Source organism: Rhizobium sp. RU20A (assembly GCF_900155885.1).
GTDB lineage: Bacteria > Pseudomonadota > Alphaproteobacteria > Rhizobiales > Rhizobiaceae > RU20A.
The window spans coordinates 765917-788968 of sequence record NZ_FTMB01000001.1 but is presented as its reverse complement, the minus strand read 5'-3'; the positions used below and the strand labels follow the sequence as shown (position 1 = coordinate 788968).

Annotated in this window: 25 protein-coding genes; 20 read left to right on the top strand and 5 right to left on the bottom strand. The window is 65.2% G+C overall.

From position 1 onward, the window contains the following. Nucleotides 1-70: 70 nt before the first annotated feature. Nucleotides 71-1675: a caspase family protein gene (locus F3H41_RS03865; protein WP_280177031.1), complete on the bottom strand. Its 1605-nt coding sequence runs from the start codon at nt 1673-1675 to the stop codon at nt 71-73. A 191-nt stretch (nt 1676-1866) separates the two neighbouring features. Beyond that, nucleotides 1867-2646: an OmpA family protein gene (locus F3H41_RS03860; RefSeq protein ID WP_149737224.1), complete on the bottom strand. Its 780-nt coding sequence runs from the start codon at nt 2644-2646 to the stop codon at nt 1867-1869. A 214-nt stretch (nt 2647-2860) separates the two neighbouring features. Between F3H41_RS03860 and tpiA the strand changes: the two genes are divergently transcribed. From tpiA to F3H41_RS03840, 4 genes are all read left to right on the top strand, one after another. Continuing rightward, nucleotides 2861-3637, top strand: coding sequence for a triose-phosphate isomerase (gene tpiA, locus F3H41_RS03855; RefSeq protein ID WP_149737223.1), 777 nt, complete (start codon nt 2861-2863; stop codon nt 3635-3637). Between the two features lie 137 nt (nt 3638-3774). Beyond that, nucleotides 3775-4365, top strand: a complete 591-nt coding sequence (gene secG, locus F3H41_RS03850) for a preprotein translocase subunit SecG (protein WP_149737222.1) — start codon at nt 3775-3777, stop codon at nt 4363-4365. 153 nt (nt 4366-4518) lie between these two features. Then, nucleotides 4519-6156, top strand: a complete 1638-nt coding sequence (locus F3H41_RS03845; RefSeq protein ID WP_280177039.1) for a CTP synthase — start codon at nt 4519-4521, stop codon at nt 6154-6156. A 182-nt stretch (nt 6157-6338) separates the two neighbouring features. After that, complete coding sequence (locus tag F3H41_RS03840; RefSeq protein WP_149737221.1) at nt 6339-6794, top strand: GNAT family N-acetyltransferase; 456 nt, start codon at nt 6339-6341, stop codon at nt 6792-6794. A gap of 36 nt (nt 6795-6830) precedes the next feature. Here the strand turns inward: F3H41_RS03840 and F3H41_RS03835 are convergent, their stop codons facing one another. The 3 genes from F3H41_RS03835 to F3H41_RS03825 form a co-directional block, all read right to left on the bottom strand. Continuing rightward, nucleotides 6831-7499, bottom strand: a complete 669-nt coding sequence (locus tag F3H41_RS03835; protein ID WP_149737220.1) for a DUF2161 family putative PD-(D/E)XK-type phosphodiesterase — start codon at nt 7497-7499, stop codon at nt 6831-6833. A gap of 64 nt (nt 7500-7563) precedes the next feature. Continuing rightward, nucleotides 7564-8199, bottom strand: coding sequence for an NrsF family protein (locus F3H41_RS03830; RefSeq protein ID WP_149737219.1), 636 nt, complete (start codon nt 8197-8199; stop codon nt 7564-7566). Further along, the gene (locus F3H41_RS03825) at nt 8196-8753 is read right to left on the bottom strand and encodes a sigma-70 family RNA polymerase sigma factor (RefSeq protein WP_149737218.1); all 558 of its coding nucleotides are present in this window, start codon (nt 8751-8753) and stop codon (nt 8196-8198) included. The genes F3H41_RS03830 and F3H41_RS03825 overlap by 4 nt, the downstream gene beginning before the upstream one ends. Nucleotides 8754-8947: 194 nt before the next feature. Here F3H41_RS03825 and F3H41_RS03820 point away from each other — a divergent pair, with 194 nt between their 5' ends. The 16 genes from F3H41_RS03820 to F3H41_RS03740 all read left to right on the top strand — a co-directional run bounded on the left by F3H41_RS03820 (nt 8948) and on the right by F3H41_RS03740 (nt 22995). After that, nucleotides 8948-9235, top strand: a complete 288-nt coding sequence (locus tag F3H41_RS03820) for a DUF2282 domain-containing protein (protein WP_149737217.1) — start codon at nt 8948-8950, stop codon at nt 9233-9235. A 179-nt stretch (nt 9236-9414) separates the two neighbouring features. After that, nucleotides 9415-10272 carry a DUF692 domain-containing protein gene (locus F3H41_RS03815; protein ID WP_149738203.1) on the top strand — a complete coding sequence of 286 codons (858 nt, stop codon included), beginning with the start codon at nt 9415-9417 and terminating at the stop codon, nt 10270-10272. Between the two features lie 4 nt (nt 10273-10276). Continuing rightward, on the top strand, nt 10277-11077 hold the full coding sequence (locus F3H41_RS03810) for a DNA-binding domain-containing protein (protein ID WP_188129330.1): 801 nt from the start codon (nt 10277-10279) through the stop codon (nt 11075-11077). Nucleotides 11078-11156: 79 nt separating this feature from the next. Further along, nucleotides 11157-11636, top strand: coding sequence for a DoxX family protein (locus F3H41_RS03805; protein WP_149737215.1), 480 nt, complete (start codon nt 11157-11159; stop codon nt 11634-11636). 227 nt (nt 11637-11863) lie between these two features. Continuing rightward, nucleotides 11864-12751, top strand: coding sequence for a VOC family protein (locus F3H41_RS03800; RefSeq protein ID WP_149737214.1), 888 nt, complete (start codon nt 11864-11866; stop codon nt 12749-12751). 2 nt (nt 12752-12753) lie between these two features. Beyond that, a complete protein-coding gene (gene kdsA / locus F3H41_RS03795) occupies nt 12754-13602 on the top strand; it encodes a 3-deoxy-8-phosphooctulonate synthase (RefSeq protein ID WP_149737213.1) in 849 nt (282 codons plus the stop codon). Between the two features lie 199 nt (nt 13603-13801). Next, nucleotides 13802-15076 (top strand): phosphopyruvate hydratase, encoded by a 1275-nt coding sequence (gene eno / locus F3H41_RS03790; RefSeq protein ID WP_149737212.1) that lies wholly within the window; start codon nt 13802-13804, stop codon nt 15074-15076. A 151-nt stretch (nt 15077-15227) separates the two neighbouring features. Then, on the top strand, nt 15228-15536 hold the full coding sequence (locus F3H41_RS03785) for a septum formation initiator family protein (protein ID WP_149737211.1): 309 nt from the start codon (nt 15228-15230) through the stop codon (nt 15534-15536). A gap of 145 nt (nt 15537-15681) precedes the next feature. Then, nucleotides 15682-16728 carry a pyruvate dehydrogenase (acetyl-transferring) E1 component subunit alpha gene (gene pdhA, locus F3H41_RS03780; protein WP_149737210.1) on the top strand — a complete coding sequence of 349 codons (1047 nt, stop codon included), beginning with the start codon at nt 15682-15684 and terminating at the stop codon, nt 16726-16728. Between the two features lie 18 nt (nt 16729-16746). Further along, nucleotides 16747-18144 (top strand): pyruvate dehydrogenase complex E1 component subunit beta, encoded by a 1398-nt coding sequence (locus F3H41_RS03775; RefSeq protein ID WP_149737209.1) that lies wholly within the window; start codon nt 16747-16749, stop codon nt 18142-18144. A 16-nt stretch (nt 18145-18160) separates the two neighbouring features. After that, entirely contained in the window at nt 18161-19528 is a 1368-nt protein-coding gene (locus tag F3H41_RS03770; protein ID WP_149737208.1) for a pyruvate dehydrogenase complex dihydrolipoamide acetyltransferase, read from the top strand. A 302-nt stretch (nt 19529-19830) separates the two neighbouring features. Beyond that, nucleotides 19831-20085: a hypothetical protein gene (locus F3H41_RS03760; RefSeq protein ID WP_149737206.1), complete on the top strand. Its 255-nt coding sequence runs from the start codon at nt 19831-19833 to the stop codon at nt 20083-20085. A gap of 54 nt (nt 20086-20139) precedes the next feature. Further along, nucleotides 20140-20781 (top strand): SGNH/GDSL hydrolase family protein, encoded by a 642-nt coding sequence (locus F3H41_RS03755; protein ID WP_149737205.1) that lies wholly within the window; start codon nt 20140-20142, stop codon nt 20779-20781. Between the two features lie 67 nt (nt 20782-20848). Further along, entirely contained in the window at nt 20849-21112 is a 264-nt protein-coding gene (locus F3H41_RS03750) for a YdcH family protein (RefSeq protein ID WP_149737204.1), read from the top strand. 94 nt (nt 21113-21206) lie between these two features. Further along, complete coding sequence (lpdA, locus tag F3H41_RS03745) at nt 21207-22652, top strand: dihydrolipoyl dehydrogenase (RefSeq protein ID WP_149737203.1); 1446 nt, start codon at nt 21207-21209, stop codon at nt 22650-22652. Between the two features lie 88 nt (nt 22653-22740). Continuing rightward, on the top strand, nt 22741-22995 hold the full coding sequence (locus F3H41_RS03740; protein ID WP_149737202.1) for a GlsB/YeaQ/YmgE family stress response membrane protein: 255 nt from the start codon (nt 22741-22743) through the stop codon (nt 22993-22995). The last annotated feature ends 57 nt before the right edge of the window (nt 22996-23052 follow it).

Below are 23052 nucleotides of genomic sequence, written 5' to 3'. Positions count from 1 at the left end.
CTTGCCCCCCAGGTTTTGTCCTATCTGTTCATGCGTGGCGCGGCGGCGCGCCGGGCGGCGTGCGCGGCAATCAGCCGTCCTTGCCGAAGGCGAGGCGCAGGCTGCGCTGCGTGCCCTTGCCAAAGGCACCGTCGAAGGCGCCCTCGTAGAACCTGTTCTCTGCCAGCAGCCGTTGCAGCGCCTTGCGGGTTTGCGGCTTGAACATGGTCGGTTTGGTCGTCAGCTGGTTCAGCACATCCTCGACGCCCGAGCGCAGCGCGAGATAGAGGAAGCGTGCGGCATCCTCCGGCGTCTTGCCGGGCACGATGCCGTCATCGATGAGGGCCGCGACGTTGAACATGGCCTGCGGGTGGCGCAGTTCCGCGGCGCGGGTGAAGAGCGCGATGGCCTTGTCCGGATCACGCTCCAGCCCCTGCGTGCCCTGATAGGTCAGGAAGCCGAGATCGTTGATCGCATCGGCAAAGCCATGCTCGGCTGACTGGCGGTAGAGATCGAGCGCTTTTGCGACATCCTGCTTCGTGCCGATGCCTTTCTCATAGAGCTTGCCGAGTTCGTACATGGCCTCCGCATCGCCCTTGCCGGCAGCGGTGGTGAAGAAATCGAGGGCCTTCTTCGGGTCGAACTTGCCGGGATCCGGCGTCAGCGCGATGTAGCCGAGGCCGATCATGGCGCGGGTGTCGCCGTCGCCGGCAAGGGCCGCAAGCTGCACCTCCTGGTCGGGCGCGAGCGTCTGCCAGGCCGTCGGCTTGTCCGCCGGCGCCGGGTTCGTTCCCGCCTGATGGCCGGCAAGGAAGAAGGGAACGCCCGTCAGCGAGCCATAGAAGTGCGGCTGCTGGCGGTTGCCGGTCAGCGCCATGACCTCGTCGCGCACTTGCCGGAACATCAGCCCGATCTCGACATCGGGCTTGCGCAGGTTGTCGGCGAGTGCGGTCGCGAAAGGGCTGTTGTCGCCCGACCCGTCCAGCGCCACCTCGCCATCCTTGGCGGCATAGACGACCATCATGCCGCGCTCGGGGGAGGCGGGGGCGAGGCCGCCGCGCTTCAGGCCCCGCGTTGCCTCCGGCAAGGCGGCCGTGTCCGCCGATGCGAGGGCAGGGGCCGCGCCTTCGGGCCGAGCGGGGACGACCGACCGGGCCGCCGTGTTCACCTCCGGCGTGCCGGCGACGGCTGCGACCTCGACAGCGGAAGAGGCGGGTTCGGGAAAGGGATTGTTGCGGCAGCTGTCGAGGATGACGATGCGCAACTGCCGGGCATTTTCGACGGTGGCCAGCACGTCCTTCAGCGAGACGGCCTGCTGCGGCAACTGGCCGGTGTTCTCTACCGCAACATCCACCGGCACGATGTAGTTCTGGCCGCCCACTTCGACACCATGGCCGGCATAATAGACGAGCGCGATGGACGCCGTTTCCGCCCGGAAGGCGAAGTCTTTCATGGCCGCCTTCACCTGCGGCAGGGTGGCGTCGTTCAGCGTCTCGGTCTCGAAGCCGAGCCCCTCCAGCGTGCGGGCGATCAGCGCCGCATCGGCGGGTGTGTTGCGCAGCGGATTGATCGTCGTGTAGCGGGACATGCTGATGACGAGCGCCACGCGGTCGGCAGCCTCGGCCATCGCCGAAAACGTCCCCGAGATGGCGCTGAAACAGGGGGCAACGAGAACAAGCGCAACGGCGAGCGTCATGGGGAAAAAGGAGCGGAGCCCGAACGAGGGGCGGCTCCTGCCTCTGCCGGTTCTGCCTTGCCCTGTCGCGGTGGCCGGAGCCGCCCTGGCCCCGGACCCCTCAGCCCTCTCCTGCATGCATGCCCCGCTTGCTGACCCTCTTGCCCGTGCGCCCACCCCACAGGCAGTCCGTCTAGGGATCCTCTTCGTTTCTATTGCAGCGTCGAAATTTCCACCCGGCGGTTGCGGCCGTCGGTCGGGTAGTCCGGGAAGAGCAGGTAATCCTCTCCGAAGGCCCTGACCACGAGGCGCTTCGGATCGATCCGGTAAAATTCGGTCAGATAAGCCTTGGTCGTTTCGGCGCGCCGCTGCGACAGGCCAAGATTGGCCTCGCGCCCGCCGACGGCATCCGTGTGCCCGCCGATCAGAAAGCTGTAGGCGCCAAGCTCGGGGGCCTGCAGGGCCTCCCCAACCGTGTCGAGCAGTTTCTGCGCCTCCGGCGTCAAGGCGGCGGAGCCGAGGCGGAAGGTGACGGCAAGGTTGACCGTCGCCTGGATCTTGTCGCCGTAGGAATTGACGGCCGCATAGCCGGTCGCCGGCTTGTCATAGGTCTCGGCCGCCGGCTGCTGCTGGTAGGTGCCGCTCGGCTGGTCGGTGCCGTAGGACGGCGTCTCCGGCTGCTGGTAGGTCTGCGCCGCGCCATTCTGCGCGCCATTCTGATTGTAGGTCTGGTCGTTGCCGCCATAGGAAGGCGCCTGATAGGTCTGGTGCTGCTGCGGCTGCTGGTAGGTCTGGCTGTTGTCGCTGCCCTGGAACTGCACGCCGCTCTGCGGCTTTCGGGCGCCGCCCATCTGGCCGAGGTCGCGCGCCCCGTGCGGCGTCAGCTGGCGGATCAGCTCGTCCGGCGTCGTTTCCGACAGCACGTCCTGCGCCCCCGCGCCCGTGCTCGCGGCAAGCGCCAGCGTCAGTGCAATCCCCATCGTCCTGAACATCAACGCAGTCCCCCAACCGCACCGGCGGGGTCGCGCCTTGGCACCGTCCCGCTTCCTGAACGAAAGGAAAAGTAGCACTAACAATCCCGCCTGCAAACGGCTTTCCTTGGTCGCATTTCACGGCCGCGGACGGAACCGCCATCACCGGCTTTCCTTCGTTCTCCGGCTCTGGTAGAGCCGCTGACACCTGTGACGATCGAGGAAGGATCTGCTGATGACGCCTGACATTCGCCCCCTGGTGGCCGGTAACTGGAAGATGAACGGCACCCGTGACAGCCTGGACCAGCTGAAGGCGATCGCCGCCGGCGTCGTCGGCCCCCTGTCGGCGAAGGTCGATACGCTGATCTGCCCGCCCGCCACGCTCCTTTATGTCGCCACGGCGCTCGCCACCGACAGCCCGCTCGCCATCGGCGCGCAGGATTGCCACACCGCCGAATCGGGCGCCCATACCGGTGATATCTCCGCCGCCATGATCGCCGATTGCTACGGCACCTATGTGCTGGTCGGCCATTCCGAGCGCCGCACCGACCACAAAGAAGACGATGCTCTGGTGCGTGCCAAGGCGGAAGCCGCGCACAAGGCGGGCCTGACCGCCGTCGTCTGCATCGGCGAGACCGGCGACGAACGCAAGGCCGGCACCACGATTGCGGTGCTCACCCGCCAGCTGATCGGCTCCGTGCCGGATGGCGCGACGGCCGAAAACACCGTCATCGCCTACGAGCCCGTCTGGGCCATCGGCACCGGCCTCACGCCGACGGCGGCGGATGTGGAAGAGGCCCATACGGCCTTGCGCGCCGAACTCGTCTCGCGCTTCGGCGATGCCGGCAAGCGCATGCGCATCCTCTACGGCGGCTCCGTCAAGCCCTCCAACGCGGCCGAGCTGATGGGCGTTGCCAATGTCGATGGCGCGCTGATCGGCGGCGCGAGCTTGAAGGCGGCCGACTTCCTCGCCATCTATGGCGCGTATGAAGGCCTGACTGCCGGAGCCTGAGCTGGCGTGCGACAGATCGGTCTCTCACGAGACACAACGGCCGGGCCCTGACGCATCAGGGCTTGGAATGGGCGGCGCATTGGTATATGGACCCGCCGAACGTGAATTATGGCCCAAGGGGCCGGGAACCTTAGAACATGCAGACCGTCTTGCTCGTCATCTATCTCATGGTCGTGGTCGCGCTGATCGGCGTCGTGCTCATCCAGCGCTCCGAGGGCGGTGGTCTTGGCATTGGCGGTGGCTCCGGCTTCATGTCGGCGCGCGGCACGGCCAATGCGCTGACGCGCACGACGGCGATCCTGGCGGTGCTGTTCTTCGGCCTCGCGCTCGGCATGGGCATCCTCGCCCGCTTCCAGCCGGGTGCCTCCGACATTCTCGACCGCATCCCGGGCACGACGACGAACGGGAACGGCGTTCTCGATTCGCTCGGCGGCGCAACGCCGGCTCCGGCCACCAACGGCCAGACACCGGCAACCCAGACACCGGCAACCGAGACACCGGCAACCACGACCCCGTCCTCGACCGCTCCGGCCACCACGACGACGCCGTCCACGACGACGCCGTCGACCACCACTCCGGCAACGGGCACCGAAGCACCGGCCGCCGGCGCCACGGACGGCGCGGCCACCACGCCGTCGACGACCGCTCCGGCGACCACGACGACGCCTGCAACGGGCACCAACACCGCCCCGGCCACCACTGGCTCGGGCGTTCCCACCGGCCAGTAAGGCCTGGGACGAACTGAACCGCCGGCGGAAGTTGTCTTCCGCCGGTTTTCTTTTGTGCATACCGTTTCGTCGTCTCCTTCCGTCGCATTCCCGTGGATAAGCGGGGAACGGGTGAATTTGGGGGTGGCGGAAAAGGTCCTGAAACGATATCCGGTGACTCCCATGGCGCGATATGTTTTCATCACCGGCGGCGTGGTCTCTTCCCTTGGCAAGGGCATTGCCGCCGCCGCTCTCGGGGCTCTCTTGCAGGCCCGCGGCTACCGGGTCCGGCTCCGCAAGCTCGACCCCTACCTCAACGTCGATCCCGGCACGATGAGCCCGACCCAGCACGGGGAAGTCTTCGTGACCGATGACGGGGCCGAAACGGACCTCGATCTTGGCCATTACGAGCGTTTCACAGGGCGCTCTGCGACCAAGACCGACAACATCACCACCGGCCGCATCTACAAGAACATCATCGACAAGGAACGGCGCGGCGACTATCTCGGCGCCACGGTCCAGGTCATTCCGCACGTGACGAACGAGATCAAGGCCTTCATCACCGAGGGCAATGACGAGTATGATTTCGTGATCTGCGAGATCGGCGGCACGGTGGGCGACATCGAGGCCATGCCCTTCATGGAAGCGATCCGCCAGCTCGGCAACGATCTGCCGCGCGGCACGGCCGTCTATGTCCACCTGACGCTGATGCCGTGGATCCCGGCCGCCGGCGAACTCAAGACCAAGCCGACGCAGCATTCGGTGAAGGAACTTCAGGCGCTCGGCATCCACCCGGACATCCTCCTGGTGCGCGCCGACCGCGAGATCCCGGAAGCCGAGCGGCGCAAGCTCTCGCTGTTCTGCAACGTGCGCCCCTCCGCCGTCATCCAGGCGCTCGACGTTTCCTCGATCTACGACGTGCCGCTCGCTTACCACAAGGAAGGCCTCGACGACGAAGTGCTGGCCGCCTTCGGCATCGAGCCGGCGCCGAAGCCGCGCCTCGAACCGTGGAAAGAGGTTTCCGACCGCATCAAGACGCCGGAAGGCGAGGTGACCATCGCCATCGTCGGCAAATACACTGGCCTGAAAGACGCCTACAAGTCGCTGATCGAGGCGCTCTACCATGGCGGCATCGCCAATCATGTGAAGGTGAAGCTCGAATGGATCGAATCCGAGATCTTCGAAAAGGAAGATCCGGCGCCCTGGCTTGAAAAGGTCCACGGCATCCTCGTTCCCGGCGGTTTCGGCGAGCGCGGGTCGGAAGGCAAGATCAACGCGGCGCGTTTCGCCCGCGAGCGCAAGGTGCCCTATTTCGGTATCTGCTTCGGCATGCAGATGGCCGTGGTGGAAGCGGCCCGCAACCTCGCCGGCGTCGAAAAGGCCTCCTCCACCGAATTCGGCCCCACGGCCGAACCCGTGGTCGGCCTGATGACGGAATGGGTGAAGGGCAATGCGCTGGAAAAGCGCGCGGCGGCCGGCGACCTCGGCGGCACGATGCGCCTTGGCGCCTACAAGGCGGCGCTGAAGAAGGATACGAAGATCGCCGAGATCTACGGCTCCACCGACATTTCCGAACGCCACCGCCACCGCTACGAGGTGAACGTCGACTACAAGGACCGCCTCGAAACCTGCGGCCTCGTCTTCTCCGGCATGTCCCCGGACGGTCTCCTTCCCGAGACGGTCGAATACCCGGATCATCCCTGGTTCATCGGCGTCCAGTACCACCCCGAACTGAAGAGCCGCCCGCTCGACCCGCATCCGCTGTTTGCCAGCTTCGTGGAAGCTGCGCTGGAGCAGAGCCGGCTGGTGTGAGGGCTCGCCCTCTCGTTCTTGGATTGCTGGCCAGTGTGCCAACCCTCCGCTGTCATGGTCGGGCTTGACCCGACCATCCACACGGCATCCGCCGCGTTCGTGGCGTGGATCCTCGGGTCAAGCCCGAGGATGACGGGGAAGGGTGGCTTTCGCCGCACACCCGTGAGGCTGCGAAGGGCAATATGCTTCAGATCGTCTCCACCGCCGAACGTCCCGATCTTGTGGCCACCACCGCACGCTGGCGGTGGGCGGCCTTTTTTCAGGACGTGATGTCGCTGGAAGAGATGATTGCGATGGAGGCTGAGGCGGCCAACGACGAGCTGTTGCCGACCGTGCTCGTTCTGCTGGAGGACGAGGAACCGGTCGGCATGGTCGCCCTGTGCCTTGATGATCTCGACGGGCGGCCCGATGTCAATCCCTGGCTTGCCGGCCTCTATGTCGCGGATGCGCATCGCGGCAAGGGCTATGCGCGACGGCTCATCACCGCACTGGAAAGCCTTGCAGCCCGTGCGGGCATCAAACGTCTGTCCCTCTATACGGCGAGCGCCATTGAGCTCTATCGCAAGGCGGGCTGGTCGGGCGTCGAGTCTTTCTCCAAGGATTCCGACACCTACTGGATCATGCAGAAGAGCCTGTAGAGGACTCGCAGTCCAGTCGCCCTGCAAGGCGGAACCTTAAGCGTGCTCGCCGGCCTGCCCCTGCGGCCACCTGACCAGCGCCGCCCTTCCGGCCTCCGACAGCCCATACACCCCCCGCTCCACCCGCTCGAACCAGCCATAGACATTGCCCTGCAGGATCTTCGCCGCCTCCGGCACGCCGACGCGGACCTCTTTCACCTTCAGCGGTCCGCCCGCCAGCACCGCGGCGCAGGCGAGGGCCTGCTGGCGGTAGGCGGTCATGAGGGGGGCGCGGGTGCTGCCGCCCAGCACCGGGTCGCCGCGGCGTTTTTTATGTTCCTGCATCAGGCGGGAGCGGCGTTTGGGGTTGGTGCGCGGCATGGGCGAGACGGCGCCGACGATGATGTCCACCGTGCCCGCATCTGAAACGCCGAGCATGCCGAAGCCGAGGCGGCGGCAGAGGTCGCGGTAGCGGCGATCGGCATCGCGGCCCTTGCCTTTGGCCGAGACGCGGGCGGCGATCCACACCTCGTCGGCGACGGGCGCGCGGTCGACCGCCTGGAGGATGAGTTCGAGGTTGAAGGTCAGCTTCAGCTCGCAGACGACCAGCACTTGCGGCTCGCCCTCGCTGACGCCGAGAAGGTCGCAGCCGCCGATCTCGCCCTTTACGGCATAGCCGGCCGTTTCGAGGAAGGTTTTGACGGGCAGATAGAGCGCGGTTTCCATAGGCCCCCGGGCGCGTTCGCAGATTCGCGTCGTGTTTAGAGCAATTTGCCCGAAGAGGACATGCCTACCAGCGCAGCACCCGTGATCCGGCGAGCGCGCCGACAAGGGTGAGGGCACCGATGGCGATCGAATACCAGGCGGCCACGAAGAAGGGGCTGTCATCGGGGCAGTGCAGGGCATAGAGGGTTGCGGCCAGCGCGCCGGCGGCAAGGCCGGCGATGGCGCCGGCGCGGGCCGGACTTTCCGGCGCACCGCGCTTCAGCGCCATCAGCAGCGCTGCCAGCGGGCCGGCGCCCATCAGCACGACCATGACAAGGCAGGCGACGGCATTGTGGCCGATCAGGTTGGCGCGCCAGTCCGCCTCCGGCAGCACGAGGAATTCTGCGGCAACGGCAACGACGATGATCGCGACGGGGACGAGCAGGGCGCGGGCCGGCCTTGCGAGATCGGCATCGGGCCGCCCGGCGCGGGAAACGAGAACGAGCGCGATGATGGAGAGCAGGAGCACGACGGCGATCTTGACGAGCACGCGCGGCGTCTGCATGGCCTGAAGCAGCCCCTCGCGAAAGCCAAGTTCCAGGCTGAACAGCGTCACGGCAAGGCCCATGCCCGCGACCAGCGCCACGGCCAGCGCCCGGCGCAGCGGCAGGCCGGGGCGGGCGTCTTCGGCCATCAGGCGGATCAGGTCGTCGGTCTTCATCTCTCGGTACTCCCGTAAAGTGCGGCGAGCGTCTTCAGCGCCCGGTGGAGGGCCACGCGCACCGCGCCTTCGCTCATCTTCAGGCGTTCGGCCGTTTCGCGCACGGGCACGCCGTCCAGCGAAATGGCCCTGACGATGCTGCGCTGCGGCTCTTTGAGCTGTTGCAGCAACTGCGCGGCATCGCGCCGGTCGTCCTCGCGCGCGTCCGTCTCGGCCGCGAGCATCTCCATCACGTCCTCGATGGGGACTGCGGCATGGCGGCCGCGCCGGCGCAGGCTGTCGATCAGCTTGTTGCGCACGATGGCACCAAGCCAGGGTCGAAGCGGCCGGGCCGGATCCCAGCTCGTGCGCTTCAGGTGGATGGCGAGCAGCACTTCCTGCACCAGATCTTCCGCTTCCGCGGGCGCTGCGCCAAAGGCGGCCACGCGGCGGCGGGCAAGGGCCCGCAGATGCGGCGTCACCGCCCGCAGGAAACGATCATAGGCAGCCGCGTCGCCATTCAGCGCCGCCCGCAGCCAGCTTTCCCATTCCTCGTCACGCGCATGCCGTGTCAACACATTCCCCCATACGCAGTTCCACCCGCTTTCGTTACACGAGGCAGGATAAAAATTCCCGTCCTTCTTTCGAGATGTCTTTCGAACCTTTTTCGAAAAAAAGTTTGTCGGCCTGTAACGGGCGGCTGCTTGGCTGCGAATGACCTTGTGCGGCACAAAAAGCAGGCCGCGTCATCCAACCGGAGAACCCTCACATGAAGACCCAGATTGCCTCGCTCGCCCTTGCCGGTTCGCTCGCTGCCGCCCTTGCCGGCCTCGCAACCTCCGCCGCCCACGCCGAGGATGCATCGAAGGAAAAGTGCTACGGCGTTGCGCTGAAGGGCCAGAACGATTGCGCCGCCGGTGCGGGCACGACCTGCGCCGGGACCTCCAAGGTCGACTACCAGCAGAACGCCTGGAAGCTCGTTCCTGCCGGTACCTGCGTCACCATGAAGACGCCGAACGGCATGGGCTCGCTGACGCAGGGCCCGGCCCCCGTCTGATCAAGGCAAGGGTGGGTTGCCCCCCTCCGGGTCCGATCTGTTCGGGCCCGATCCCCACACCGCTCCCATATCCGGGGGCGCCATGGTCCGGGGGCGACAGCGTCCGGACCAGCTCCTTCCGTCTCCGCCACGTCTTTTGCGGCCAGATCCATGCGAGGTGCAGCATGCGTCATCAAACCCTGAACATCGCGGCGCTTCCGGCCCGGGCCGGCGTCAGTTTCAAGCCGGAGCATTTCGAGGCGATTGCCGCCGCGCCGCAGCCGGTCGGCTTCTTCGAGGTGCATGCGGAAAACTATATGGGGGCGGGGGGCGTCCCGCATGCGCAGCTCGCCCGGCTCAGGGCCGATTACGCCCTGTCGATCCACGGCGTCGGCCTGTCCATCGGCGGGCGCCAGCCGCTCGACCGTGATCATCTGGAGCGGGTGCGCGTGGTCTGCGCGCGCTACGAACCGGAGAGCTTTTCCGAGCATCTCGCCTGGTCGAGCCACGAGACGACCTTTTACAACGACCTGCTGCCGCTTCCCTACACGGATGAGACGCTTACGCGGGTCGTCGAGCATATCGACCTGGTCCAGTCGGTGCTGAAGCGGCGCATGCTGCTGGAAAATCCCGCCACCTATCTCGACTTTGCCGAAAGCACCCATGCGGAGACGGATTTCCTCAGCGAGATCGTGGCGCGCACCGGCTGCGGCCTGCTGCTCGACGTCAACAATGTGCATGTCGCCTGCACCAACCGGAACGCAGACCCCGCCGCCTATCTCGCGGCCTTTCCGCTTGCCCATGTCGGCGAAATTCACCTCGGCGGTCATGCGGTGGATGTGGACGAGGCGGGCGCGCCGCTCCTCATCGACGCCCATGACAGGGCTGTGGCCGATCCCGTCTGGGCGCTCTATGCCGCCGTCATCGAGAGGGCCGGCGCCGTACCGACCCTGATCGAATGGGACAATGACGTCCCAAGCTGGCCGGTGCTTGCGGCCGAAGCCGAGGCGGCAGAGGCCGTGCTCGCCGCGGCGCGTCGTGGCCGGCAGGCGGCGTAAGGCGATGATGGAGCCGCACGCCGATCCCGAGATCTACGACGCCTTCGCCGGCGCGCTCCTGTCGCCGGAAGCGGATCTGCCCGCCGGGCTTTCCAGCTGGACGGGAAAAGAGCCGCAGCGCCGTTTCGGCGTCTATCGCAACAATGTCGCGCATTCCCTCGTCTCGGCGCTGGAAAGCCGCTTTCCCGTGGCGCGGCGCATCGTCGGCGAGGCCTTCTTTGCGGGGCTGGCGCAGGCCTTCATCCGCGTCTCGCCGCCGCGCTCGCCGCTCTTAATGGTCTATGGCGATACGCTGGCCGATTTCGTGGCGGATTTTCCGCCGGCCGCGGGCGTTCCCTATCTCGCCGATGTGCTGAGGCTCGAGGCGGCGCGGGGCCATGCCTATCATGCCGCCGATCTGCCCGTGCTGGATCCGGCTGTCCTTGCGGCGCTCCCGCCGGATGCGCTGGCCGGTGTGCGCCTCGTGCCGCATCCGGCGCTGCGGCTGGTCGCCTCAACCCATCCCGTCCACACGGTCTGGGCCATGAACCGCGAGGGCGAGACCCCGCAGCCGATTGCGGACTGGCAGGGCGAGGCGGTCGCCATTGCCCGCCCGGGGCTTGTGGTCGAGACCCATTGCCTGGCGCCCGGCGTCGGCGTCTTCCTCGGCGCGCTGGCGAGCGGCGAGCCGCTGGCGCTGGCAGCGGGCGCGGCAGCGGCAAGCGATGCCCGTTTCGATCTCCAGGCCGCCTTCGGCCTGATGCTGGCCGGCGGCTTCTTTGCCGGTCTTGCCGGTGAGGGCGGTTCCACTACCCCGGCGCCCTGACCGGCACGCAGTTTTCGATCCCGATCCACACGCCGTGCCCTGAACCCGGCCGCCGGCGACCGACCCGAAGGAGTGTTCCATGACCCTCATCACCGATCGCCCGGCGCGCGCCACCGGCCCTTCCGCGCTTGTTTCCCGGCTTGTCGGGCTCTTCGAGCGCATCCCGCTCAGCCTTGCCAGCACCCTTGCACGCCTTGCCATTGCCGGTGTCTTCTGGCAGTCCGGCCAGACCAAGGTCAGCGGCTTTGCGCTGAACGACACGGCCATCTATCTTTTCGAAAACGAATATCGCCTGCCGCTCCTCGATCCCTGGCTTGCGGCGCATCTGGCGGCGATCGCCGAGCATCTCTTTCCGGTGCTTCTCGTCATCGGCCTTGCCTCGCGCTTTTCGGCGCTGGCGCTCCTTGGCATGACGCTGGTCATCCAGATCTTCGTTTATCCCGATGCCTGGCCGACGCATGGCACCTGGGCGGCCTGCCTTCTCCTCATCATTATCGCCGGCCCGGGTCCGCTCTCGCTCGACCGGCTGATTGCCGGCCGGTTCCGCCGCGCCGCCTGACACTCCTCCCTTTGCCCCGTCTCCCTTGCCAAGCCTCCGGGAAACCGGCTAGAGCGGATGCGCCGGCCGGAATCCCCGGGCGGCCGAGACCTTCCGGGTTGGCGCGGCCGTCGGGCATTGCCTGAGATTGCCATCGTGCCGTCGGCCGGAGAGGCTGCCCGACCGTCCGGCACACGGGGTGCCGGCGTGCGGCGGCCGATCGGACGGTCCGAAGGTGAGGAGCCCGCATGCCCGATCAGCCGTCCGTATCCCGTCCCGTCGATCATCTCGTCCTTCCCGTCGATACGCTGGTTGCTGCGCGCGAGCGCTACCGCAAGCTCGGCTTCACCGTGGCGGCCGATGCGCGTCATCCCTTCGGCACGGAAAATGCCTGCGTCTTCTTCATCGATGGCACCTATCTGGAGCCGCTGGCGATCGGCGAGCGCGAGGTGGCGGAAGAGGCGGCGCGCGGTGGCAATGCCTTCGTCGCCCGCGATCTTGCCATCCGCTTTAGGCGCGGCGAGGGCCTGTCCGCCGTTGTCTTCGGCACCACAGAGGCGGCTTCCGATGACGAGGCCTTCCGGGCCGCCGGCATTTCCGGGGGGCAGCCGCTGGCTTTCTCGCGCGAGATGAAGCTGCCGGATGGCCGCAGCGGCATCGGCAGTTTCCGTCTTGCCTTTGCGGCGGACCTTCGTGCGCCCGATTTTTTCTTTTTCACCTGTCAGCGCGTCAATCCGCTGCCCGCCGACCGCTCGATGCTGGAAGTGCACGAAAACGGCGTCACGGGGCTGGCGGAGGTCATCCTCACCGAGCCGAACCCGACGGATTTCCAGTATCTCCTGCAGGTCGCCAGCGGCGAGCGCCGCGTCGATGCGGGCTCCTTCGGCATGCGCATCGATACGCCGAACGTGCCGGTTTCCGTGCTGACGCCGGCCGGGCTGACGGCCTTTTACGGGCTGTCCGCCGAGGCATCGGAACGCGGCCTTCGCGGTGCGGCGCTTCGCTTTTCCGTCGCCGATCTCGGCGTCACGGAGCGGCTGCTGGCCGCGCGCGCCATTCCCTTCATCAGAAAGGCCGATCGCCTGATCGTGCCCAAGGCCGCCGGACAGGGCGTCGCCTTCATCTTCGGAGACTGAACATGCAAGCCAATGCCCGCGTCGTCGTCAAGGGAGCCTCCACCGAGGTGGTCTTCTCGCAGTCCGAGCGCCTGTCGCTGATTGCCGGCCCCTGCCAGATGGAGAGCCGCGACCATGCCTTCATGATCGCCGGCAGGCTCGTGGAGATCACGAAGGAACTCGGTATCGGCCTCATCTACAAGTCCTCCTTCGACAAGGCCAACCGCACCTCTCTCTCGGGCAAGCGCGGCATCGGGCTGGAGAAGGCCATGGAGGTCTTCGCCGACCTCAAGGCGGAATACGGCTTTCCGGTGCTGACGGACATCCACACCGAAGAACAGTGCGCCAAGGTCGCCCCGACCGTCGATATCCTCCAGATTCCCGCCTTCCTCTGCCGCCAGACCGACCTTCTGGTCGCGGCCGCCAAGACGGGCCGCACGATCAATGTCAAGAAGGGCCAGTTCCTCGCCCCCTGGGACATGAAGAACGTGCTCGCCAAGTTTACGGAAAGCGGCAATCCGAACGTGCTTCTGTGCGAGCGCGGCGCCTCCTTCGGCTACAACACGCTCGTTTCCGACATGCGCTCGCTGCCGATCATGGCCGGCCTTGGCGCGCCGGTCGTCTTCGACGCGACCCATTCGGTGCAGCAGCCGGGCGGGCAGGGCGGTTCTTCCGGCGGCCAGCGGGAATTTGTGGAAACGCTGGCGCGCGCGGCCGTTGCCGTCGGTGTCGCCGGCGTCTTCATCGAGACCCACGAGGATCCGGACCATGCCCCGTCCGATGGCCCGAACATGGTGCATCTGACGGATATGCCGCGCCTTCTCGAAACGCTGCTCGCCTTCGACGCGATTGCCAAGCAGCGCGCCGCGTAAATCGATTTGGCCTGAGCTAATCGATTTAACGGCCGGTTCTGCGAATTTTTCGTGACAGGGCCGTGCACAGCGCAGCCATGCGTGTGGCGCCATTGTAATTTCGCGGTCTTCGATTATGACAGGGGCCGTCTGACTGAATTTCTCCGGCCCGCGCCCGTCGGGCCTGCTTGTTCCACCCATCCGCAATAGGGAAGAGACCATGACAGCCATCATCGACATCATCGGCCGCGAGATCCTCGACAGCCGTGGCAACCCCACCGTGGAAGTCGACGTGCATCTGGAAGACGGCAGTTTTGGCCGCGCCGCCGTTCCCTCCGGCGCCTCGACCGGTGCCCATGAAGCTGTCGAACTGCGCGACGGTGGCAAGCGTTACCTCGGCAAGGGCGTCGAGCGCGCCGTCGAATTCGTCAACGGCGAGATCTATGAGGCCGTCGGAGGTCTCGACGCCGAAGACCAAATCGAAGTCGACAATGCCATGATCGAGCTCGACGGCACCGACAACAAGAGCCGCCTCGGCGCGAACGCCATCCTCGGCGTGTCGCTCGCCGTCGCCAAGGCGGCTGCTGCCGCTGCCGGCCTGCCGCTCTACCGCTACGTCGGCGGCCCGAATGCCCGCTACCTGCCGGTTCCGATGATGAACATCATCAATGGCGGCGCGCATGCCGACAATCCGATCGACTTCCAGGAGTTCATGATCGTTCCGGTCGGCGCCGAATCGATCCGCGATGCCGTGCGCATGGGCTCGGAAGTCTTCCACACGCTGAAGAAGCAGCTTGCCGCCGACGGCCACAACACGAATGTCGGCGATGAAGGCGGTTTTGCGCCGGGCCTCGCCTCTGCCCCGGCTGCCCTCGACTTCATCATGACCTCGATCGAAAAGGCCGGCTACAAGCCGGGCGACGACATGGTGATCGCGCTTGACTGCGCCTCGACGGAGTTCTTCAAGGACGGCAAGTACCACCTCGAAGGCGAAGGCCGCGTGCTGGAGCCGGAAGCCATGGCAGACTACCTTGCCGAGCTTGCCGCCAAGTACCCGATCTTCTCGATCGAGGACGGCATGGCCGAAGACGACTGGAACGGCTGGAAGTATCTGACCGACAAGATCGGCGACAAGGTGCAACTCGTCGGCGACGACCTGTTCGTCACCAACTCCGAGCGTCTGCGCAGCGGCATCAAGATGGGCGTCGGCAACTCGATCCTCGTCAAGGTCAACCAGATCGGCTCGCTGTCGGAAACGCTCGACGCCGTCGAGACCGCCCACAAGGCCCGCTACACCGCCGTCATGTCGCACCGCTCGGGCGAGACGGAAGACTCCACGATCGCCGACCTCGCGGTTGCCACCAACTGCGGCCAGATCAAGACCGGTTCGCTGGCCCGTTCGGACCGCACCGCCAAGTACAACCAGCTGATCCGTATCGAAGAGCAGCTCGGCAGCCAGGCCCGCTACATGGGCCGCGGCATCATCAAGGGCTGACCGCCCGCGATTGTCACGATCTTCTGAACGCCTTTGGGGGCCCCGCATCCTTGACCGGATGCGGGGCCCCCGTGATTTTCTCGGCATGGTCAACGCTCGGTTAATACCTTGGCTCTACAGTGAAAAACGTATTGCGTAGCAGGGTGTTTTCATGTGGACCAAGCATCACCGTAAGCGCCATTTCGGCCGCCTTATCGTTCCCGCCATCACTGTCGCTTTCGTTTCCTACTTCGGCTATCATAGCGTGCACGGTGCGCTGGGGCTGAAGGCGACGGAGGTGTTTGCAGCCCAGAAGGCCGACCGGGAGGCGCGTCTGGCGATCCTGACGCACAAGAGGCAGGTTCTGGAACGGGAAGTGGCGCTGCTCAGCGATGGTTCGCTGGAGCGGGACATGCTCGATGAGAAGGCGCGTTCGGCGCTCAACGTGTCGCGTGTCGACGAGATCACGATCTTCCATTAAGTGTGATTAACCGGAAACTGGTTAATTCAAATTTCTCTATATATTACAGTTACATAACTGTAATGGAAGGCATGCATTTAAAGCATTGCCGGATCAGTGATCTTTCCCTATGGTGTGCGCCGAGGCAAACCATAGGGAGGAACGAATGGCTCCGCGTAAATCCGCGACCGTTTCCAGCCGCAAGCCGTCCGCCAAGCCGGCGAAGAAAGACTTCAACGGCGGCACCATCGTCGAATTTTCCAAGGATGAAGATCTCAAGGCCTACCGCGAAATGCTGCTGATCCGGCGTTTCGAAGAAAAGGCCGGTCAGCTCTACGGCATGGGCTTCATCGGCGGTTTCTGTCACCTTTACATCGGCCAGGAAGCCGTCGTCGTCGGCATGCAGCTGGCGCTGAAGGAAGGCGACCAGGTCATCACCGGTTACCGTGACCACGGCCACATGCTGGCCTGCGGCATGAGCGCCCGGGGCGTGATGGCGGAGCTGACCGGACGCCGCGGCGGCCTGTCGAAGGGCAAGGGCGGCTCCATGCACATGTTCTCCAAGGAGAAGCATTTCTACGGCGGTCACGGCATCGTCGGTGCGCAGGTTTCGCTCGGCACGGGTCTGGCCTTCGCCAACCGTTATCGCGGCAACGACAATGTATCGCTCGCCTATTTCGGCGACGGCGCGGCCAACCAGGGCCAGGTCTACGAAAGTTTCAACATGGCGGCGCTGTGGAAGCTGCCGGTGATCTACATCGTCGAGAACAACCGCTACGCCATGGGCACCTCGGTCTCGCGCGCCTCGGCCCAGACCGACTTCTCCCAGCGCGGCGCCTCCTTCGGCATTCCGGGCTACCAGGTCGATGGTATGGATGTGCGCGCCGTCAAGGCCGCCGCCGACGAGGCGGTCGAGCACTGCCGGTCCGGCAAGGGTCCGATGATCTTGGAAATGCTGACCTACCGTTACCGTGGCCACTCCATGTCGGACCCGGCCAAGTATCGCTCCAAGGACGAAGTGCAGAAGATGCGCTCCGAGCATGACCCGATCGAGCAGGTGAAGGCCCGTATCCTGGAACAGGGTTGGGCGAGCGAGGACGAGCTGAAGCAGATCGACAAGGATGTGCGCGATATCGTCGCCGACAGTGCCGATTTCGCCCAGGCCGATCCGGAGCCGGATGTATCCGAGCTCTACACCGACATCCTGCTGTAATTCGGGGAGGGACACCTGATGCCTATCAATATTCTCATGCCCGCCCTGTCTCCGACCATGGAGGAGGGCACCCTCTCCAAGTGGGTCAAGAACGAGGGTGACACCGTCAAGTCCGGCGACGTGATCGCCGAAATCGAAACCGACAAGGCGACGATGGAAGTCGAAGCCGTCGACGAGGGCGTGATCGGCAAGCTGCTGGTTGCCGCCGGCACGGAAGGCGTGAAGGTCAATACGCCGATCGCCGTGCTCCTGCAGGATGGCGAAAGCGCCGATGCGGCCGCTGCTGCCCCCGCCAAGGCCGAAGCGCCCGCGGATGCCGAAGGCGGCAAGGCCCGCCCGGCGACGGAGGAGCCGACTGCCAAGACCGACGCGACCGTTCCGGCCCAGCCGAAGACGGATGTCGCTGCCGATCCGGATATTCCGGCCGGCACGGAAATGGTGATGACGACGGTGCGTGAAGCGCTGCGCGACGCCATGGCCGAGGAAATGCGCAAGAGCGACGACGTCTTCGTCATGGGCGAAGAGGTTGCCGAATACCAGGGCGCCTACAAGATCACGCAGGGCCTGCTGCAGGAATTCGGCGCCCGCCGCGTCATCGATACGCCGATCACCGAGCATGGCTTTGCCGGCGTCGGCGTCGGTGCTGCGATGACGGGTCTGCGCCCGATCGTCGAGTTCATGACCTTCAACTTCGCCATGCAGGCGATCGACCACATCATCAACTCCGCTGCCAAGACGCTTTACATGTCCGGCGGCCAGATGGGTGCGCCGATCGTGTTCCGCGGCCCCTCGGGCGCGGCTGCCCGCGTCGGCGCGCAGCATTCGCAGTGCTACGCCGCCTGGTACAGCCACATTCCGGGCCTCAAGGTCGTCATGCCCTACACGGCAGCCGACGCGAAGGGTCTCCTGAAGGCGGCGATCCAGGATCCGAACCCGGTCATCTTCCTCGAGAACGAAATCCTCTACGGCCAGTCCTTCGAGGTTCCCAAGCTCGATGACTTCACGCTGCCGATCGGCAAGGCCCGCATTCACCGCGCCGGCAAGGATGCGACCATCGTCTCCTTCGGCATCGGCATGACCTATGCGGTCAAGGCTGCGGCCGAGCTCGAAAAGGACGGCATCGACGTCGAGATCATCGACCTCAGGACCATCCGTCCGATGGACCTGCCGGCGATCATCGAATCGGTCAAAAAGACCGGCCGCCTCGTCACGGTCGAGGAAGGCTTCCCGCAGGCATCGGTCGGCGACTACATCGCCAACCAGGTGCAGCGCGCCGCCTTCGACTATCTCGATGCGCCGATCCTCTCGGTTGCCGGCAAGGACGTTCCGATGCCCTACGCCGCCAATCTCGAAAAGCTCGCGCTTCCGAATGTCGGCGAAGTCGTCCAGGCGGTGAAGGCCGTCTGCTACAAGTAAGGGGAGGAGAGGCAAGATGCCGATCAATATCACCATGCCGGCGCTCTCTCCGACCATGGAAGAGGGCAACCTTTCCAAGTGGCTGGTCAAGGAAGGCGATACGGTCAAGTCGGGCGACGTGATCGCCGAGATCGAGACCGACAAGGCGACCATGGAAGTGGAAGCCGTCGATGAAGGCGTCGTCGCCAAGATCGTCGTTGCCGCCGGCACCGAAGGCGTCAAGGTCAACACGCTGATCGCCATCCTCGCCGCCGATGGAGAGGATGTCTCTGCCGCCGCCGGCGGTGGCGCGGCCCCGAAGGCGGAGGCCCCGAAGGCGGAGGCCCCGAAGACAGAGGCCAAGGCGGATGAGCCCGCCAAGGCCGAGGCACCGGCTCCGGCTGCACAGCCGGCCGCCGCGGCAGCTCCGGCGAAGACGGCGTCTGCCGGTCCTTCGAACGGCAAGTTCTCCTCGCCGCTCGCCCGCCGTCTCGCCAAGGAAGCCGGTCTCGACATCTCCGCCATTTCGGGTTCCGGCCCGCATGGCCGCGTCGTGAAGAGCGACGTCGAGAAGGCCGTTGCCGGCGGTGGCGCCAAGGCGGCTCCGGCTGCTGCATCCGCCGCTCCGCAGTCTGCCGCCGCTCCGGCGCCGGCGTTCGCCAAGGGTATGTCGGAAGAGGCCGTGCTCAAGCTCTTCGAACAGGGCTCCTACGAGCTCGTGCCGCATGACGGCATGCGCAAGACGATCGCCAAGCGCCTTCAGGAGAGCAAGCAGACGATCCCGCACTTCTACGTCTCGCTCGACGTCGAACTGGATCAGCTGCTCGCCCTGCGTGCCCAGATCAATGCCGCTGCGCCCGAGAAGGACGGCAAGCCGGCTTACAAGGTCTCGGTCAACGACATGGTCATCAAGGCGCTGGCGCTCGCGCTGCGCGACGTTCCGGATGCCAACGTCTCCTGGACCGACAATGCCATGGTCAAGCACAAGCACGCCGATGTCGGCGTTGCCGTGTCGATCCCGGGCGGCCTGATCACGCCGATCATCCGCAAGGCCGAGACGAAGAGCCTTTCGGCCATCTCCAACGAGATGAAGGACTACGGCAAGCGCGCCAAGGAACGCAAGCTGAAGCCCGAGGAGTATCAGGGCGGCACCACGGCCGTTTCCAACATGGGCATGATGGGCGTCAAGAACTTCGCCGCCGTCGTCAACCCGCCGCACGCCACGATCCTTGCGGTCGGTGCAGGCGAGGAGCGCGTCGTCGTCAAGAAGGGCCAGATGGTCATCGTCAACGCCATGACCGTCACGCTCTCCACCGACCACCGCTGCGTGGACGGTGCGCTCGGCGCGGAACTGCTCGGCGCCTTCAAGCGCTACATCGAGAACCCGATGGGCATGCTGGTCTGATGCCGAAGGCGGGTGATATCAATCCCCGCGCGCAACAGGTGATGGGCGACACCGGCCGCCCATCCACCACCCATTACAATCAGCGAATTTGGAAAATGAAGTGCTTGCTCTGCAAGGCGGAGTACGGCGCCAACGGATGCGATTGCCACATCCGGAAGTGTCCGGTCTGTCAAAGTGGTCGACCGGCGGAGCCACTGGTTTGATCTTTTGGTTTGACAGCACGTCGAAGGATGAAATCGCATTCGGCATGACTTATGTTTGATGGGAATTGACTGTCACCTGCGCTTCAAGGAGCGAACGACATGGCAAGCGAACCGGAAAACCTGATTTTACTGCTGCTGCGGGAGATGCGCGCTGACATCGACCGACGATTTCAGGAAGTCCGCTCGGACTTCGAGGATGTGAAGCAGCGGCTCGACAAGCTGGAAAGCGGCCAGAAGACCATCCGGCAGGCGCTGACGGCCGATACGATGATGACGAAATTCGTCACCGGCGATTTCGAGGAGCGCATCTTCGAGCTGGAGCGCAAGGTCGAGGCGCTGACCAAGGATCGATGACGGCGCGGTTCGCCGTGGAGGACAGGACCGGTTCATGCCGGTCGGAGGAGAGAGATGAAGACCGTCCTTTGCTACGGCGACAGCCTGACCTGGGGATACAATGCGGAAGGGCCGGGGCGTCATGCGCTGGCGGACCGCTGGCCGAGCGTGTTGCAGGTGGCGCTGGGGCAGGGCGTGCAGGTCATCGCCGAGGGGCTGAACGGCCGCACCACGGCCTATGACGACCACACGGCCGATTGCGACCGCAACGGGGCGCGCATCCTGCCGACCATCCTGCAGACGCATGGGCCCCTCGATCTCGTCATCATCCTGCTCGGCACAAACGACATGAAGCCGGTCGTCGCCGGTCCCGCCTTTTCGGCCGTGCAGGGCATGGAGCGGCTGATCGAGATCATTCGTCACCACGCCTGGCCGCTCGGGCAGGACCAGACGCCGGAAATCCTCATCGTTGCGCCGCCGGCGCTGTGCGAAACCGCCAATACGGCCTTCGCGGCGATGTTTGCCGGCGGGGTCGAGCAGTCCTCGATGCTGTCGACGCTTTACGCCGATCTTGCCGACGAAACGGGCTGCGGCTTCTTCGATGCCGGTTCCGTCGCGGTCACCACGCCGCTCGACGGGGTGCATCTCGACGCTGACAACACCCGCGCGATCGGCCGGGCGCTGGCCCCTGTCGCCAGTATGATGCTCGGGCTTTGATCGGGATCAAGGAGGGTTTGAGGGGCAGGCGTAGCGTGGAGATGTCACCAGAAGGGGAGATGTTTCCATGTCGAACACACCACATGAACTGGCCGAGGAATTTCCGCAGCATGTTGCCGCCATCCGCCACCTGAGGGCGACGGACGGGCACTTCCATCGGATCACCGAGGCCTATCACGAGGTCAACCGCGCCATTCACCGCGCCGAGACGGATATCGAGCCCGCCGACGACCTTCGCATGCAGGACATGCGCAAGCGCCGGATGGCTCTGAAGGATGAAATCTACGGGCTCCTGTCCCGGCCGGAAACGGTTGCGGACGAGGTGCCTTAAGGGGCGGACCCGCTTCCGCTCCTTCGACCAGCGCCGGCGCCGCCGTATGCGGCCGTCGGTCAGACCGAACAAGAAGGAAGGAGTGGAAGCGCTCATGTCGACTGCTTACGACGTCATCATCATCGGTTCGGGCCCGGGCGGCTACGTGACCGCCATCCGTGCGGCCCAGCTCGGCCTCAAGACCGCGATCGTGGAGCGCGAGCATCTGGGCGGCATCTGCCTCAACTGGGGCTGCATTCCGACCAAGGCGCTCTTGCGCTCGGCCGAGATCCTCGACCATGCCAACCATGCCAAGAGCTACGGCCTGACGCTGAACGGCACCATGACCGCCGAGGTGAAGGACGTTGTTGCGCGCTCGCGCGGTGTTTCGGCGCGGCTGAACGGCGGCGTCGCCTTCTTGATGAAGAAGAACAAGATCGATGTCATCTGGGGCGAGGCGAAACTCACCAAGCCGAACGAGATCGTCGTCGGCAAGATGACCAAGCCCGTCGTCGAGCCGCAGAACCCGGTTCCGAAGGGCGTGAAGGGCGAAGGCACCTACACGGCCAAGCACATCATCGTCGCCACCGGCGCGCGTCCCCGCGCGCTGCCCGGCATCGAGCCGGATGGTAAGCTGATCTGGACCTATTTCGAGGCGATGAAGCCGGACTTCATGCCGAAGTCGCTGGTCGTCATGGGCTCGGGCGCCATCGGCATCGAGTTTGCCTCCTTCTACCGCTCCATGGGTGTCGACGTCACCGTCGTCGAGCTCATGGCCAATGTCATGCCGGTCGAGGATGCCGAAATCTCGGCCTTTGCCCGCAAGCAGCTCGAAAAGCGCGGCCTGAAGATCATTACCGAGGCCAAGGTCTCCAAGGTCGACAAGGGCGCCAACTCCATCACCGCCCATGTCGAGACCAAGGACGGCAAGGTTCAGCAGATCACCGCCGACCGCCTGATCTCCGCCGTCGGCGTGCAGGGCAATATCGAAAACCTCGGCCTGGAAGCCCTCGGCGTGAAGACCGATCGCGGCTGCATCGTCATCGACGGTTACGGCAAGACCAATGTTCCCGGCCTCTACGCCATCGGCGACGTCGCGGGCCCGCCGATGCTGGCTCACAAGGCCGAGCATGAGGGCGTCATCTGCATCGAGAAGATCGCCGGGCTGCCGAACGTTCACCCCATGGACAAGGCGAAGATCCCGGGCTGCACCTATTGCAACCCGCAGGTCGCCTCCGTCGGTCTCACGGAAGCCAAGGCGAAGGCTGAGGGCCGTGACATCCGTGTCGGCCGCTACTCCTTCGCCGCCAACGGCAAGGCCATCGCGCTCGGCGAGGACCAGGGCATGATCAAGACGATCTTCGACAAGAAGACCGGCGAACTGATCGGCGCCCACATGGTCGGCGCCGAGGTGACCGAGCTCATCCAGGGTTTCGTCGTCGCCATGAACCTCGAGACAACAGAGGAAGAGCTGATGCACACGATCTTCCCGCATCCGACGCTCTCGGAAATGATGAAGGAAAGCGTGCTCGACGCCTATGGCAAGGTGCTGAACGCCTGATTCCTGCCAAAATTCAGCCGCCGGGCGGAACAAAATGTCATCCTGCGGGTTCATAAGCGGAAATGCATGAACCCACAGGAGAAATGACATGGACCTGAACGGCGTCGGAATTCTTGGTGCAATCGTGGTCGGCGGCATCGCCGGCTGGCTGGCTGAGCAGTTCATGAAGAGCAACATGGGTCTCTTCATGAATATTATTCTCGGCATCATCGGCGCGGCCGCGCTGAACTTCGTGCTGAGCCTTGCCGGCATCTACACCGGCACCGGGCTTCTGGTTTACCTGATCGTCGGTTTCATCGGCGCCTGCATCCTCATCGCCATTGCGCGTGCCGTCAGGCGTTAGACCGTCCATCAGATTTAAATCACATGAAGTCAGGCCGGGTCGAAAGACTCGGCCTGA